The sequence below is a fragment of the Acidobacteriota bacterium genome, assembly GCA_039030395.1.
In the GTDB taxonomy this organism is placed as follows: domain Bacteria; phylum Acidobacteriota; class Thermoanaerobaculia; order Multivoradales; family JBCCEF01; genus JBCCEF01.
Genome location: JBCCEF010000002.1, coordinates 102,200 through 117,378, shown reverse-complemented (window position 1 = coordinate 117,378; position 15,179 = coordinate 102,200). Strand labels below are relative to the sequence as shown.

At 68.0% G+C, this 15,179-nt stretch carries 13 protein-coding genes; 10 read left to right on the top strand and 3 right to left on the bottom strand.

What is annotated here, in order from left to right:
- Positions 1 to 17: 17 nt before the first annotated feature.
- Both AAF481_02860 and rimO read right to left on the bottom strand, forming a co-directional pair.
- A complete protein-coding gene (locus AAF481_02860) occupies positions 18 to 974 on the bottom strand; it encodes a bifunctional riboflavin kinase/FAD synthetase (GenBank protein ID MEM7480091.1) in 957 nt (318 codons plus the stop codon).
- Positions 975 to 1,039: 65 nt separating this feature from the next.
- Complete coding sequence (rimO, locus tag AAF481_02855; protein MEM7480090.1) at positions 1,040 to 2,425, bottom strand: 30S ribosomal protein S12 methylthiotransferase RimO; 1,386 nt, start codon at positions 2,423 to 2,425, stop codon at positions 1,040 to 1,042.
- A gap of 839 nt (positions 2,426 to 3,264) precedes the next feature.
- Between rimO and AAF481_02850 the strand changes: the two genes are divergently transcribed.
- From AAF481_02850 to AAF481_02805, 10 genes are all read left to right on the top strand, one after another.
- Positions 3,265 to 3,492: a hypothetical protein gene (locus AAF481_02850; GenBank protein ID MEM7480089.1), complete on the top strand. Its 228-nt coding sequence runs from the start codon at positions 3,265 to 3,267 to the stop codon at positions 3,490 to 3,492.
- Positions 3,493 to 3,664: 172 nt separating this feature from the next.
- Complete coding sequence (locus AAF481_02845; GenBank protein MEM7480088.1) at positions 3,665 to 4,807, top strand: polyprenyl synthetase family protein; 1,143 nt, start codon at positions 3,665 to 3,667, stop codon at positions 4,805 to 4,807.
- Positions 4,804 to 5,913, top strand: a complete 1,110-nt coding sequence (fni, locus tag AAF481_02840) for a type 2 isopentenyl-diphosphate Delta-isomerase (GenBank protein ID MEM7480087.1) — start codon at positions 4,804 to 4,806, stop codon at positions 5,911 to 5,913. The genes AAF481_02845 and fni overlap by 4 nt, the downstream gene beginning before the upstream one ends.
- Positions 5,910 to 7,193 carry a hydroxymethylglutaryl-CoA reductase (NADPH) gene (hmgA, locus tag AAF481_02835; GenBank protein MEM7480086.1) on the top strand — a complete coding sequence of 428 codons (1,284 nt, stop codon included), beginning with the start codon at positions 5,910 to 5,912 and terminating at the stop codon, positions 7,191 to 7,193. The genes fni and hmgA overlap by 4 nt, the downstream gene beginning before the upstream one ends.
- A gap of 219 nt (positions 7,194 to 7,412) precedes the next feature.
- The gene (locus AAF481_02830) at positions 7,413 to 8,582 is read left to right on the top strand and encodes a hypothetical protein (protein ID MEM7480085.1); all 1,170 of its coding nucleotides are present in this window, start codon (positions 7,413 to 7,415) and stop codon (positions 8,580 to 8,582) included.
- Complete coding sequence (gene mvaD, locus AAF481_02825) at positions 8,579 to 9,622, top strand: diphosphomevalonate decarboxylase (protein ID MEM7480084.1); 1,044 nt, start codon at positions 8,579 to 8,581, stop codon at positions 9,620 to 9,622. The genes AAF481_02830 and mvaD overlap by 4 nt, the downstream gene beginning before the upstream one ends.
- Positions 9,623 to 9,807: 185 nt before the next feature.
- Positions 9,808 to 10,623: an isopentenyl phosphate kinase gene (locus tag AAF481_02820; GenBank protein ID MEM7480083.1), complete on the top strand. Its 816-nt coding sequence runs from the start codon at positions 9,808 to 9,810 to the stop codon at positions 10,621 to 10,623.
- A 50-nt stretch (positions 10,624 to 10,673) separates the two neighbouring features.
- Positions 10,674 to 11,600, top strand: coding sequence for a squalene/phytoene synthase family protein (locus AAF481_02815; GenBank protein MEM7480082.1), 927 nt, complete (start codon positions 10,674 to 10,676; stop codon positions 11,598 to 11,600).
- Positions 11,601 to 11,614: 14 nt separating this feature from the next.
- A complete protein-coding gene (locus tag AAF481_02810) occupies positions 11,615 to 13,498 on the top strand; it encodes a M1 family metallopeptidase (GenBank protein MEM7480081.1) in 1,884 nt (627 codons plus the stop codon).
- A gap of 2 nt (positions 13,499 to 13,500) precedes the next feature.
- Positions 13,501 to 14,757: a serine hydrolase domain-containing protein gene (locus tag AAF481_02805; protein ID MEM7480080.1), complete on the top strand. Its 1,257-nt coding sequence runs from the start codon at positions 13,501 to 13,503 to the stop codon at positions 14,755 to 14,757.
- Here AAF481_02805 and AAF481_02800 read toward each other — a convergent pair.
- Complete coding sequence (locus AAF481_02800) at positions 14,738 to 15,172, bottom strand: hypothetical protein (GenBank protein ID MEM7480079.1); 435 nt, start codon at positions 15,170 to 15,172, stop codon at positions 14,738 to 14,740. The genes AAF481_02805 and AAF481_02800 overlap by 20 nt on opposite strands.
- Between the last annotated feature and the right edge of the window lie 7 nt (positions 15,173 to 15,179).

Here is a 15,179-nt window from a genome sequence, read left to right as displayed (position 1 = left end):
GTCGCTTCCCTCGCGGCCTACCCATTCTCCTCTAACCGTCGAAGGGTGACGAAATATTCTCGCGCCTCTTCGACATCGCGGCCGATCTGGGCCGACAGGTCCATGATGGTGGGGAATATGCGCTCTTCCCGCAGGCGGCGAAAGAACTGGACCTGCACCGCTTCACCGTAGACGTCGCTGTCGAAACCGAGGATGTGGGTTTCCACCACCCGCTGGTAGTTTTCGTACACCGTCGGCCGAGTGCCGATGTTGGTGACGCTGTCGAAGGTGGCGGGGTAGCTGGGAATGTGGAGCCGGGTGGCGTACACGCCGTCCTGTGGCAGCAATTCGGCTCCGGTGGCGACGTTCGCCGTAGGCCAGCCGAGGCGCTGCCCCATGCGGTCGCCGCGCACCACCTCCCCGGCGATGGCGTAGGGGCGGCCGAGCATCTCGCGGGCGTCTTCGGTGCGACCCTCGGCCACCGCCTGGCGGATGCGGGTGCTGGAGATGCGTTCGTCGCGCAGGGTCACCACTTCCACGCCCCCGGCCGCAAAGCCCAGTTCCGCGCCGCTGGATTCGAGCAGCGCCAAATCACCCTCGCGCTCGTGGCCGAAGACAAAGCCGGCCCCCACGTAGACCTCGCGCACGCCGAGTTTTTGGTGCAGGAATTCCTCGACGAACTCGCCGGCGGTGGTGCGGGCAAACTCTTCGGTGAATTTCACCACCAGCACAACATCCACCCCCGCCTCTTCGAGCAGATCGACCTTGCGCTCCGGAGTGGTCAAGCGGCGCGGCGCACGGTTCGGCCGCAGCACCGCCAGCGGGTGGGGCTCGAAGGTGATGACGACGGCGGGAACGTCGAGGGCGCGGGCGCGCTCCGTCACCCGGTCGATCAGGGCGCGCTGACCGCGGTGAACGCCGTCGAAATTGCCGATCGCGACGACGCCGCCGGAGGGCAGATCCGTGGCGTGGAAGGCATCGAGAACGACCGGCATGGGGAGACTCTACAGGAACCGCGGCAAGGAATATCGTAAAGCGGGTTGCGCGAAGCGGATGGAGATCAGACCACCGAAAGGGCTTCCGCCGGCACCACCCCCGGGACTCCCTCGGGACCCACGATGTGGCCCACCAGGTCGTCGGCGTAGGCCTCGGCAACTTCCACCTCGGCGAGGGTACCCGCCGGGGCGAGGCCGTCATTCAGCAGCACCCGGCCGTCGATCTCCGGTGCCTGGCCGTAGTGGCGCCCCACCAGCAGGTGCTCCGTCTCCTCGTGCACCCCTTCCACCAGCACCCGCAGGCGCTCGCCCACCAGCCGCTGGCGGCTTTCGAGGGCAATCGGCTTCTGCGCTTCGAGCAGCCGCTCATAGCGCCGCCGGGCCACCTGGCCGGGCACCCGCCGGCCGAGTTCCGCCGAGGGGGTTCCCGGCTCCGGGCTATAGGCGAAGGCACCCAGGTGATCGAAGCGCGCCTCTTCGACGAAAGCGAGCAGATCCTCGAAGTGCTCCTCCGTCTCCCCTGGGAAACCGACGATGAAGGTGGTACGCAGGAAAATCCCCGGCGCCAGCGCCCGCGCCTTCTCGAGCTGCCGCAGATAGCGCTGGGCGGAGCCGCCGCGGCGCATCGCTCTCAGAATCTCCGGATGGCTGTGCTGCAACGGCATATCCACGTAGGAGACGAAGCGCTCTTCCTGCCCCATCAACCGGAGGAGTTCTTCGTCCAGGGTGGTGGGATAGGCGTAGAGGAACCGGATCCACGGAATCGAGGTCTCCGCCAAAAGCGCCTCCACCAGCTTCGCCAAACCGTGCCGGCCCAGGTCGAGATCCTCGCCGTAGCGGGTAGTGTCCTGGGCGATCAGGCAAAGCTCCTCGGTGCCGGCCTCTTCGAGCGCCTGCGCCTCGGCCACCAGGCTCGCAATCTCGCGACTCCGGAAGCGACCGCGCCAAGACGGGATGGCGCAGAAGGTACAGGGGTTGTTGCAGCCCTCGGCGACCTTCAGAAAGGCATAGCCCTTGGTGGTCAAGAGCCGCGGCGCGGTGTGATCGAACACCTGATGCGCCGGCGCCGGCGGCGGCGCTTCGCCACCGATCCGCACCACCTTGTCCACCTCGCGGATCTGATCCAGGCTCACAAAGCCGTCGATTTCGGGGATGGACTCGGACAGCTCCTCGCCATAGCGGTTGACCATGCAGCCGGCCACCAGCAGCTTGCGGGTGTCGCCCCGCTTTTTCGCCTCGGCGAAATCGAGAATCGCGTCCACGCTCTCCTGCTTGGCATCTTCGATGAAACCGCAGGTGTTGACGATCACCGTATCCGCCTGCTCCGCCTCCGCCACCACCTCGTAGCCGGCCTTTTCCAGCTCGCCCAGCATCACCTCGCTATCGACGAGGTTCTTCGGGCATCCGAGGCTGACCATGCCCACGCGCGGGCGCTCTTGTGCGTCGCTCATAAGGGGCGGAGCTTAGCAGGTTGGGAGACCTTGATTTTCAGAGGGAGAGCCCCTTAGCCGCACCTCCTCGCCCAAGTTCGGCGCAAACATCCGACCACCTACATACTTGAGGGTTGGCGCAGTAGAGGATGAACGATAGAATTCAGTAGAACCCCGTTGGAGCATCGAGGAAAGGCTATCAATTCAAAGCCTCTCACATCGTCTCGTCAGTACTCGCTTTAGCAGACTTCGATAGACCCGCGACTTGATCGATGCGTTAGAGGCATCGGGGTCGACTGAGAATCGCCCCAAAAAAGGAAATCCCCGATGCTCGTTGACTCGCAATTCCTAGTCCCAACTGTAGCTGCTGCAATTGGCGCAGTGGCCTCGGTGCTGGTCGCTGTCATTCCGAACAGAACAGGACGGCAGCGACGCGAAGAACTCCGCAATGCCGAGGACGAAGCGTTCAAGTCGCCACCTATCCAAGAAAGTCCTGAGGCCGTTACTTCCGCCAGCCAGTAGTCAACGACCATATCCTTATGGCCCAGCATTTGGCCGACGAGATCCGGGACAAGGACAGTCGCACGCAGGCGTACAACAAAGTGATCGACCGCGTTGCCCACCTCATTCGGACAGCGGACGGCGAGGGTGCCGAACAAGCCGACGCAGGTCACGGGTCGCAGTGACGGAAAAAGAGCGAAAAAGAGATCCCGAGCACCTGCCGCAGTCGCGTGGAGCGCTAGCGCCGGCACCGTGCTACAATTGCCGGGAATAGAGTTTCGACCCGCACCGTAGTTGGGATGGCGCGGACGGAGCCTCTTAGCCCTGAAAACCGATACCGTTCGACGCGGACACCGACCGTGATTCTCTTCGCCCGCAATTTCGCCAAGACCTTCGTGCTGACGCGCCTGCCGGAGTTTGTGCAGCCGGCGCTGGAGTTTGCGGACCGGCTGCTCCAGCGGTTCCAGAAGGTGTTTCAGACCGTTGCGCAGATCGCGCTGCATCGGCCTCTGCTGGCGGTGCGGGTGTCGAACCCCCACCACACCGGGCGCACCCACAAGCAGCTCCCCCGTTCGAAGACATCCTGAGTTCGAAATCTCGCTGAGCGCGTGAAACCGCGCTTTCGTCCCGCCAGTAGGGGTAGGTGGCGGGAACGGTGGATCACCGAGCGTAGCGGAGGATTTCTCCGCCTCGGGCCACCGATCTGATTTCAACTTTGATGGGGGTGGATACCCAGTGTCTACTTTGGGCTCTCGCGAAGTGCGCGAGACAACTGCTTCCGGTGAAGGCACCGGAACTCTGGAGCCCGGAACCGAGGAGATCAGGGGCTTTTCGCAGCTTCTCGACTCCATGCGCCGGACCCTGGAAGGGGCGCTCACCGACTGGCTCGACCCGCGGTGCGATGCCGCGCGGGCGGAGCTGCCGGAGGCCGGGGACCTGGCGGATCAGGTGCGGCGGCTGGTGCTGGCCGGCGGCAAGCGCCTGCGGCCGGCGCTGGTGGCGTTCAGCTACCGCGGCTGCGGCGGCGAGGATCTCGACGCGGTGCTGCCCGCCGCCATGTCGACGGAGCTGCTCCACACCTACCTCCTGATCCATGACGATCTGATGGACCACGCCGATCTGCGCCGCGGCGAGCCGACGGCGCATGTGGTGTTTCGGGACCATCATCGCCGCCGAGGCTGGTCCGGCGACTCGCAGGAATTCGGGCGCTCGGCGGCGATCTTGGCCGGCGATCTGGCGCACTCCTGGGCCGGCGAGATGTTTTCGGAATCCCTCCTCCACCCGGCGACGGCCGGGCGGGCCGCCTCGGTGGATCGCTGTTTTCAGGCGATGTCGAAAGAGGTCATCGGCGGGCAGTTCCTGGAGCTGCAGCTCGCCCTGCGCCGCCAAGCGACGGAGGACGAACTGCTCGACGTGCTGCGCTTGAAGTCCGGCCGCTATTCGGTGGAACGGCCGATCCAGCTCGGCGCGCTCCTCGCCGGCGCCGACGAAGCCACCCTCGAAGCCCTGTCGCGCTACGGCAACCTGGTGGGCGAGGCTTTTCAACTGCAGGACGACATCCTCGGTCTGTTCGGCGACGCCGCTACGGTGGGCAAACCGGTGGGGTCGGACCTGGAGGAGGGCAAGTACACCTTCCTCATCCACCACGCTCTCGAGCGCCTCGATGCGGCGGGGGCCGATCGGATACGGAATGCCCTCGGACGAAGCGATCTACCCGCCACCGAAGGTGTCGAGGTGGTGGCCTCGATCCGCCAGAGCGGCGCCCTCGACGTGGTGCTCGGGATGGTCGAGGAGCGCCTGCGGGAAGCGCGCAGGGTGATCGCCGATCTCGAGTTCAAGTCACCGCAAGGCAAGGCCTTCTTGACCGGCCTGGTCGAGCACCTGTGGGAGCGCCGGCAATGAGTGTTCAGACACCGTGGTTGGCCTCGCCCGATCAGCGCACCGGGAAAGCGACTGGAGAGCCTGCCGGCGACCAGATCTCCGGCGGCGCGATTTCCGGCGGAACGGGGGACCGCAAGGCGGATCACATTCGCCTGGCCCTAGAAGAACGCATGCAGCTCGACCGGTCCTTTTTCGAGGACTGGTTGTTCGAGCACAACGCTCTACCGGAGATCGACCGGGCGGAGATCGACACCTCGGTGAAATTTCTCGGCCGTCGCCTCCGGGCGCCGCTCCTGATCTCGTGCATGACCGGCGGCACCGAGGTGGCCTCGGAGATCAACCGCAATCTCGCCATCGCCGCCGAGCGGACGGAGATCGCCGTCGGCGTGGGCTCGCAGCGCAAAGCCCTCGAAGAGCCCGGCACGGTGGAGAGTTTCAAGGTGCGGGAGGCGGCGCCCAGCGTGCCGCTCCTCGCCAACCTCGGCGCCGTGCAGCTCAACTACGGCTACGGCATCGACGAGTGCCGCCAGGCGGTGGCGATGATCGCCGCCGACGCCCTGGTGCTGCACCTCAATCCGCTCCAGGAAGCGATCCAGCCGGAGGGTCAGTGCGACTTTTCCAGCCTGCTCGAGAAGATCGCCGCCATCGCTGAACAGCTCGAAGTGCCGGTGATCGCCAAGGAGGTGGGCAGTGGCATTTCCGAGTCCCTCGCCCGGGAGCTGGTGGCCCGGGGGGTGACCCACCTGGATACGGCGGGCCTCGGCGGCACGAGCTGGGCCCGCATCGAGGCCGCCCGGGCGGACGACGTGGCCCTGGGCGACCGCTTTGCCCACTGGGGAATTCCGACGCCGGATTCGATCCTCGCCTGCCGGGCAGTGCCGGGCACGACGGTGATCGGCAGCGGCGGCCTGCGCAACGGCATCGACATCGCCAAGGCGATCGCCCTCGGCGCCGATCTGGCGGGGATGGCCTATCCCTTCCTGGCGCCGGCCATGGAGTCGCCGGAAAACGTGGTTCACACCGTGGAACGCACCCTACGGGAGCTAGAAATCGCGATGTTCTGCGTCGGTGCGCGGAATATCTCCGAGCTTCGGCAGGTCAGAATTACCAAGAGGTCCGAACGATGAGCAAGACCCAGAGCGCCGCTCGCATGCAAACCCCCTCTGACGACCCCACGGGTGATCTCGTGGACGAGTTGACCCGAGGCAGCCGGCGCTTCCACGCCATGCCGCCGGGCCTGTCCGCCGACGAGGAAGCGCGGGTGCGACGGGAAGCCCTGGAGCGGATCACCGGTGCGTCCCTCGAGCACATCGGCAAGTACAGCCTCGACGCGGAGCGCGCGGCGCGGCGCAACTGCGAGAACTTCATCGGCGCGGCGCAGATCCCAATGGGCGTGATCGGCCCCCTGCGCCTCTCCGGCGAGTACGTCGACGGCGACATCTACGCCCCCCTGGCGACCACCGAGGCGGCGCTGGTGGCGAGCACCAATCGCGGCTGCGCGGCGATCCGCGAGGCCGGCGGCGCGACGGTACGGGTGGACAAGGTGGGCATGACCCGCGCCCCCTCCTTCCGCACCTCGGGGATCGAGCAGACCCGCGAGTTCATCGCCTGGGTCGAGGATCACGAGCAAGAGATTCGTGAGTTCACCGAGAGCACCAGCCGGTACCTCAAGCTGCTCGACATTCGCCCCACCTACTTCGGCACCACGGTGTTCCTCCGCTTCCGCTTCGACACCGGCGACGCGATGGGCATGAACATGGCGACTATCGCCTGCGACCGGGTGGTGCGCGAGGTGATCGAACCGGGCACCGGCGTGAGCTGTATTGCCCTTTCCGGCAACTACTGCGTGGACAAGAAGCCCTCGGGAATCAACTTCCTGGAGGGCCGCGGCAACCGGGTGTTCGCCGAGGTGGTGATCGAAGGGCCGGTGCTGCGGCGGTACTTGAAGACCACCGCCCGGGACCTGGTGGAGGCGCAGTACCGCAAAAACCTGCTCGGCTCCATCGCCTCGGCTTCGCAGGGCTTCAACGCCCACTACGCCAACATGGTGGCCGCCTTCTTCCTGGCGACGGGACAGGATCCGGCCCACGTGGTAGAAGGCTCCCTGGGCGTGACCTGCATCGAGCCGCGCGGCCCGGAGGCGGTGTACGCCTCGATCTATATGCCGGATATCCCGGTGGGCGCGGTGGGCGGCGGCACGCCGCTGGCGACCCAGAGCGAGGGCCTGGCGATGCTCGGCGTTGCGCCGGACCCGGAGCGGCCGGGAGCCGCCTCGGGACGTCTGGCGGAGATTCTCGCCGGCACGGTGCTGGCCGGCGAGCTGTCCCTGATGGCCGCCTTCACCTCGCAGGACCTGGCCAGCGCCCACGAGCGCCTCGGCCGCGGCGGCGACGAAAACGCCAAATAGGACGAAACGGCTAGCAGGGTGCCGAAAAACTCTTCAGCACCCTGCTTCGAGCCTGAAAGGCGAGGCGGCGCGGTACCCGCCGAGGATGGGGTGAGACCGAAAACACTGGTGTTTTCGGGCGAGGGGGCGCCCAGCCCCCTGGAAAGGAAAGCTAACAGGGCAGCTGAATTCATAGGCCGAAGGCTTTTTCGGCAACCTGCCAGCTAGAATCACCTGATCATGGAAGACCGTTCTGCCGCGGAGAACGGCACCCCCTCGCCCGGTAGCCCGACGGCCCGCCCGCTGAGGCGGACGACCGCATCGGTGCCGGGCAAGCTCATCCTGATGGGCGAGCACGCAGCGGTCTACGGCTACCCCGCCCTGGTGGCGGCCATCGACCTGCGACTGCGGGCGATCTTCGAGGGTCCCCTGCCGAACTCATCCCCCAATGTTCGGTTGTCGGTTCCTTCCCTGGGCGTCGCCGAGGAGGTTCCCTGGGCCACCCTCATCCGCTATGCGCGGCGTGCCCGCAAACGTTGGGAGGCGTGGGCTGCCCAGCCCGAGGGCACCTCTTTCAATCCTGCCGCCGACGGCCCGCCGAGCCTGCATCTTCTGCAGGTGGCCCTGGGCGAGGCGGCGGGTTTTCTGTGTGAAGACTCCGGCCCGCCGATCTCCCTCAAAGTAGAGACGGACCTCGCCATCGGCGCCGGCTTCGGCAGTTCGGCGGCGGCCGCCGTGTCGCTGGTGGCCGGCTATCTGATGCTGCGTAGCGCGCCGGCCAGCCGCACGGAGATCGAACAGCTAGCGGTCGACGTGGAGCGCCGGCAGCACGGCTTGCCCTCCGGCGTGGACACCGCCACGGTGCTCACCGGCGGCATCCTGTGGATCGAACCGGAGCACCGGCGGCGGCAGCCCTGCGAAGTGCGCTCGCCACTGCTGGATCATCTGCGGGTCTACCAAACGGGACCGCCGGCGGAATCCACCGGCGAGGTGGTCTCGGCGGTGCGCCACCGCATTCAGCAGGACCGGCACGCCGGCGAACGGCTGCTGGCGCGCATCGGTCACGCCACCGAGGGCCTGCGAGTGGAACTCAACGCCCAACGGGAAGATCCGCAGCGGGTGCGGGAGCTATTTGGCGCCTGCCAGCGAGCGCTCGAAGAGCTGCGGGTGGTACCGCGAGCGGTCCGGGGGCTGGTGCGCGCCATCGAACTGCGGGGCGGCGCCGCCAAAATCTCCGGCGCCGGGGCGCTTTCCGGCTCCGCCGCCGGCTGCCTGTTGGTCTATCACCCGGAGCCGGAAAGCCTCGCCGGCTGGCCGACTCTCGACGCCCTCACACACTATCCGGTCCACCTGGGCGCTCCGGGGCTGCGGGTCCGCTACGAGGAGATGCACCCAGGGAGCACGGCATGAGCGAACCGCTCAAGGTCACCGTCAGCGCGCCGTCCAACATCGCCCTGATCAAGTACTGGGGGGCTCGGGACCTCCAGCGAGTGATTCCCTGGAACCCTTCGATCTCGATGACCCTGGAGACCTGCCGCACTACCACCACCGCCGCCTGGGAACCGGAGGGCGCCGACGATGGTGAGGGCGACGAGATCTGGTGGGTGGACGACAACGGTGAGCTGGTGCCGCCGGGCGAAGCCTTCGTGGCGCGCGCCCAGAGCCACCTCGACCGCCTGCGGCGCTGGGCGGCGGATGCGCCGCGCGCCGTATCCGGCCGCCTGCGCATCGCCACCCGCAACAGCTTCCCAAGCGCCGCCGGCATCGCCTCCTCGGCCTCGGGCTTCGCCGCCCTGACCCTGGCGACGGTGCGCGCCCTCGGCGCCAAAGCTACGCCCCGGCAACTCTCCAACCTGGCCCGCGCCAGCGGCTCCGGCTCGGCCTCCCGCTCGACCGCCGGCGGCTTTGTCGAATGGCCGGGATCGCAAGCCCCGGCGGACGATCCCTGGGCCGAGGCGATCGCGCCGGCGGACCACTGGGCCTTACGAGACTTGGTGGCGGTGGTCGAAACCGGCCCCAAGGGGGTATCGTCCCTCGACGGCCATCTGCAGGCCGAGAGCAGCCCGCATTTCGCCCAGCGCCTGCGGCAGCTTCCCCGCCGGCTGGAGGAAGTGCGCCGCGGCATCCGGGAGCGCGACATCGAGCGCCTCGGCCCGGTGGTCGAAGAGGAAGCCCACGAGTTGCACCTGATCGCCATGTCGTCCCGTCCGCCGATCCACTACTGGACCCCCGGCACCGTCGAAGTCCTCGCCGCGGTGCGGGCGATGCGGCGCGACCTCGGCCTGCCGGTATGGGCGACGATGGATGCCGGCGCCAATGTCCACGTACTCTGCCCGCCGGGCTACGACGGCGAGGCGACCGCCCGCCTGACCGCCCTGCCGGCCGTCCGCCAAGTGCTGCGCGACCGATGCGGTACCGGTCCGCGCGGTCACGAAGAGCACCTTTTCTAGCCTGCCTTCTCACCAGCAACCTACTGCGAGGCCGTTTGCCACTGACTCTGCTGCGTTATCCGCTGAACCTGTTCCTCGACGTACTGAAAGTACGCCTGCGTCACAGAACCCGCAGATGCCTTGCATCCTCAGCGACCTACGGCCTCTCGCTACGGTCGCTGGTGAGAAAGGCAGGCTAGGGCGCCATGCGCGATCTCCTGTTGATCAAATTCGGCGGCAGCCTGCTGACCGACAAGCGGCGGCCGGACACGGCGCGGCCGGAGGTGGTGACCCGCCTGGCCCGAGAGCTGGCCGCAGAGATCGCCCGCCCGGCGGCACCGCTCGTCGTCCTCGGGCACGGCAGCGGCTCCTACGGCCACGTGGCCGCCGCCCGCTTTGGGCTGGCGGACGGCTGGACGGACCCCATCTCTCAACGACCGGGCATTGCACTGACCCAGCGCCGGGCGGCGGATCTGCACCGGCGGGTCATCGCTGCGTTGATCGAAGCCGGTGCCGCGCCCTTCTCGATCCCTCCTTCGGCGTGCACCCTGGCGCGCGACGGCCGACCGGAGGAGATGTTCGCGGAGCCCGTCGCCCGCGCCCTCGATCTCGGGCTGCTGCCGGTGGTTTTCGGCGACGTGGTGTTGGACCGTAGCCAAGGAGTGACCATCTGCTCGACGGAAGCGGCGTTCGGCGCTCTACTGCGGGCCTTGCCGCCGCACGGCTACCGCCCGGCGCGGGCCCTGTGGCTGGGGGAAACGGCCGGCGTGCTGGACGAGGCGGGCCGGACGATCGAGCAGCTCGCGGCGCTGCCGGACGGAACTTCCTCCGATCTTCCGACGGGCGTCGGCGGTGCCGCCGGCACGGACGTCACCGGCGGCATGAGCCACCGCCTGCAAACGGCCTTCGATTTCGCCGCTGCAAGCGTCCCTTCGGTGATCTTCGACGGCCGCGATCCCGGAGCCCTGGCCCGCGCCATTCGCGGCGAGGAGGTGTCGGGCACTCTTATCACCGGCGCCTGACAGGTGATCGCTGGGTTCCGAAGGGGCGGATTTGATAGCCTGCGGAACCGGTGAATCCACAACCTGACCTCGACGTTCTTCTCGAGAAGACCAGCCGCACTTTCGCCCTGTCGATTCCGCTGTTGCCGGAGCCGACGCGGCGGGAGGTGACCATCGCCTACCTGCTGTTCCGCATCGCGGACACCTTCGAGGATGCTGCCGTGTGGCCGCCGGAACGGCGCAAGGAGGCGCTGGCCGAGTTCAGCGAGTTGCTCGACCAGCCGCGACGCGAGCAGGCGGATCGCCTGGCGGCGTCCTGGCGGCGCGCCGTGCCGAGCGATCACGCGGGATACCTGGAGCTGGTCGCCGCCACGCCGACGGTGCTCAAAGCCTTCGAGGACCTGTCGCCGGCGGCTCAGCGCATCGTTCGCCACCACACCCTGCGCACCGCCCGCGGCATGGCCGACTTCGTGGACCGCGCCGACGCCTCCGGGCGCCTGGAATTGCGCACCTTCGAGGACCTGGTGGACTACTGCTACATCGTGGCCGGCATCGTCGGCGAGCTGCTGACGGATCTGTTCCTCCTCGACCGGCCGGCCCTCGCCTCCCTCGCCTCCTATTTGGTGGAGCGGGCGGCGGCCTTCGGCGAAGGTTTGCAGCTCGTCAACATCCTCAAGGATTCGGCGGCGGACGCTGAGGAGGGCCGCCAGTTTCTGCCGGACGGGGTCTCCCGCAGTCAGGTCTTCACCCGCGCACGGACCTCCCTCGTGGCCGCCACGGAGTATGTGCGGCGGCTACAGGAGGGCGGCAGCGACCGCGGCCTGGTGGCCTTCACGGCGCTGCCGGTGCGCCTCGCCTGGGCTTCCCTCGACCGGGTGGAAAGCGCCGGCGCCGGCGCCAAACTGACCCGCGAGGAGGTCTACGCCCTGGCCGGCGACCTCGACCAATGCCTGACCGAAGGACGCCCGGCGGTAGCGGTGCCCACGGCTGTCCTTTGAACATCGGAGACCCCATGCGCTATCGACTGCAACCCCTTGTCTTCCTCGCCTTCGCTCTGCTGGCCCTCGGCTGCGCCGGCGGCGGTGAGACCCCCACTCCGCCGGAGAGCGAAGGGCCGGACCGGCCACTCCTCCACTCCTTCGCCCGACCGGGCGAGGTGACCGTCGAGCACCTGGACCTGACGCTCGCAGTGGACTTCGAAGAAAAGGTGCTCTCCGGCCGTGCCTCCTTGCGCTTGCCGGCAGGCCACGGCGCCGTACGGCTGGTGCTCGACACCCGCGACCTGACCATCGACCGGATCACCCTCGATGATTCCGACGCCGAAGCCACCTTTGAGCTCGGTGAGGTGGAGGGCACCCTCGGCCGGCCGTTGACGGTGGAGATCGCCCCGGACACCGGCACGGTGCACGTCGACTACCGGACGGATCCGGCGGCGGCGGCCCTGCTCTGGCTCGGCCCGGAACAGACCGCCGGCGGCAGCGAGCCCTTCCTGTTCACCCAGTCGCAGGCGATCCTCGCCCGCACCTGGGTGCCGATCCAGGACACCCCGGCGGTGCGCTTCACCTACAGTGCGACGGTGCGGGTGCCGCCGGAGTTGCTGGCGCTGATGAGCGCCGAGAATCCCAGCGAGCGGAACGACAGCGGCGAGTACCGCTTCGAAATGCCGCAGCCGATACCCTCGTACCTCCTCGCCCTGGCGGTGGGCGACCTCGCCTTCGAGGCCCTGGACGAGCGCAGCGGGGTCTACGCGGAACCTTCGGTGGTGGAGGCGGCGGCCTGGGAGTTCGCCGACATTCCGGCGATGATCGACGCCGCCGAAGCGCTCTACGGCCCGTACCGCTGGGGACAGTTCGACGTGCTGGTGCTGCCGCCCTCCTTCCCCTTCGGCGGCATGGAGAATCCCCGTCTGACCTTCGCCACCCCGACCATCCTGGCCGGCGACCGCTCGCTGGTTTCGTTGATCGCCCATGAGCTGGCCCACTCCTGGTCCGGCAACCTGGCGACCAACGCCGACTGGAATGACTTCTGGCTCAACGAGGGCTTCACCACCTACTTCGAAGGGCGCCTGATGGAAGAGATCGAGGGCGAAGAGGTCTCGGACATGCTGCTCGCCCTGGGCTACCAGGACTTGCTCGCCGAAGTTGAGAATCTCACCGGCCAGGAGACCGACACCCACCTGCGCCTCGATCTCGCCGGCCGGGATCCGGACGACGGCATGACCAACATTGCCTACGAGAAGGGCCGTTTCCTGCTGCGCTACCTGGAGCAGTCCGTCGGCCGCGAGGCGTGGGACGGTTTCCTGCGCACGTACTTCGATCGCCACGCCTTCCGGCCGGTGACCACCGAAACCCTGCTGGCGGATCTGGAGAACGAATTGCTGGCTCCGGGGCAGCTCGAGGAGCTGGGAGTGCGCGATTGGATCTTCGGGCCGGGCATTCCGGACACCCTCGAAGTGCCCGTCTCGGAACGCTTCGAAGCGGTGGACGCGCAGCTCGCCGGCTGGCTCGAGGGCTCCGAGATCCAACCGCAGGGCTGGTCCGCCCACGAGTGGCTGCGTTTCCTGCGCGGCCTGCCGGAGGACACCGCCGCGGAGCGCCTGGCTGCCTTAGACCAGGCCTTTCAGCTCACCGACGCGGGCAACTCGGAGATCGCCGCCGCCTGGTTCGTGCGCTCGATCGACGCCGGCTATGAGCCAGCCTATCCGGCGATCGAGGACTTCCTGAAGCGGGTCGGCCGCCGCAAATTCCTGGTGCCCATCTACGGCGCCCTGGCGGCGACCCCGGAGGGCCTCGAGCGCGCCCGGCGGATTTACGGCGAGGCGCGCGCCGGCTACCACGCCGTCTCTCAGCGCACCCTTGACGAGATGTTGGGCGACGGGACGAGCACCGCGGGCTGACGTTGCGAAGTCCTTCCCTCCGCTCGGTCCTCGGCTGTTCCGGGGCATTCCTCGTCCTCTGCGGCCTGGTGGCGATCGGAGCGCTATGGTACTTCCAACGCACCCTCACCAATCGGCCGGATCCGGCAGCGGCCCTCGGAGACTATCGGCCCAGCGCCGTTCCGGCAGACCTCGAGTCCCTCAACGAGCTGCTCCTGGAGATCCGCCAGGAGCATCAAATCCCGGCCCTGGCGGCCGCCGTCGGCCGTTCCGCCGGACCGCTGGCGGCCGGTGCGGTGGGCGCTCGCAAGGCCGGCAACCCGATGCCGGTGGAACTTGCGGACCGCTTCCACCTAGGCTCCTGCACCAAGGCGATGACCGCCACCCTCCTCGCCCTCCAGATCCAGGAAGGCCGACTGGGCTGGGACGAACCGCTAGAGGAGATCTTTCCCAACCTTTCCCGATCGTTCCATCGGGATTTTCGGCCGGTCACCCTGAGCCAGTTCCTCCTCCACCGCGGCGGCCTACCCGGTGACCGCAAGCCGGACCTCGGTCGCATGCAGATGCTGTGGAGCCTTTCCGGCCCGCTGCCGGACCAGCGCCGCACGGCCCTCAAGAACCTCCTCGCGGTGGCTCCGGCGACACCGCCGGACAACCGCTTCGAGTACTCCAATGTGGGCTACCTCGTGGCTGGCACAGCGGCCGAGAAGGTCGCCGGGAGTAGCTGGGAGAACCTGATGCGGGAGCGGATCTTCGAACCTCTGGGCATGGACGGAGCCGGCTTTGGGGCTCCGGGCAGGCCGGGAGCGCTGCCGGACGAGCCCTGGGGCCACCGCTCGATCCTGGGCGCCGCGGTGCCGGTGGAGCCGGGGGTACGGGCGGACAATCCAGCGGTCCTCGGTCCCGCCGGCACGGTCCACGCGCCGATTCTCGACTTCCTGCGCTGGGGACTCCTCCACCTGCGTGGCGCCCGGCGGTTGGCGGATCCCGCAATCGAGCTGCCGCCGGCCGTCTTCGCCAAGCTCCACGGCGACCCCTACGGCCAGGAGTACGGCTACGGCTGGGGCGTTTCCCGCGATGAGCAAGGCCGCCGGGTGCTGTCCCACGCCGGCAGCAACACCGCCTTCTTCGCCTTCATCCGATTGCTGCCGGAGCAGGACCTGGCCCTGGTGGTGGCCACCAACAGCGGCCAGAGGAGCGCCGCCGACGCCGGCAAGAAGACCCTCGACCGGTTGACCGAGGAATGGGCAGCGAAGGCCGCTACTCCGGACGGAGTCTGAACCGGGCCCCCAGCACCGTTCCCCCGGCGCCGATGGCGGTGATCAACCACGGATACCAGGCGGGCTGTTGGGCGTAGGCGGCCGCCTCGAAGGTGGTGACTTCCAGCTCCGGCGGCGGTTCCGGCTTGTCCCGCTGCAGCACCGCCGAGAGGACGCCGAGGACCAGCACCACGGCCACCAGCACCTTGACCGGCCCCCAGCTTCGGCCAATGAGGGCCGCTACCCAGCCGCCCAACAGCGCCCCGATGACGCCCATCAGCAGGTTCAGCACCATCCAGCCGGCGGTCACCCCGAAGGTTCCCTCGTGAAAGGCGAATTCCGCCCCGAGCAACACCCACGCGAGCGAGAGGGTGATCATCACCCAAAGGGCCATCACCAGGTAGCCCGCTACGACAGCGGCGATCGAACGCCACATGCAACAC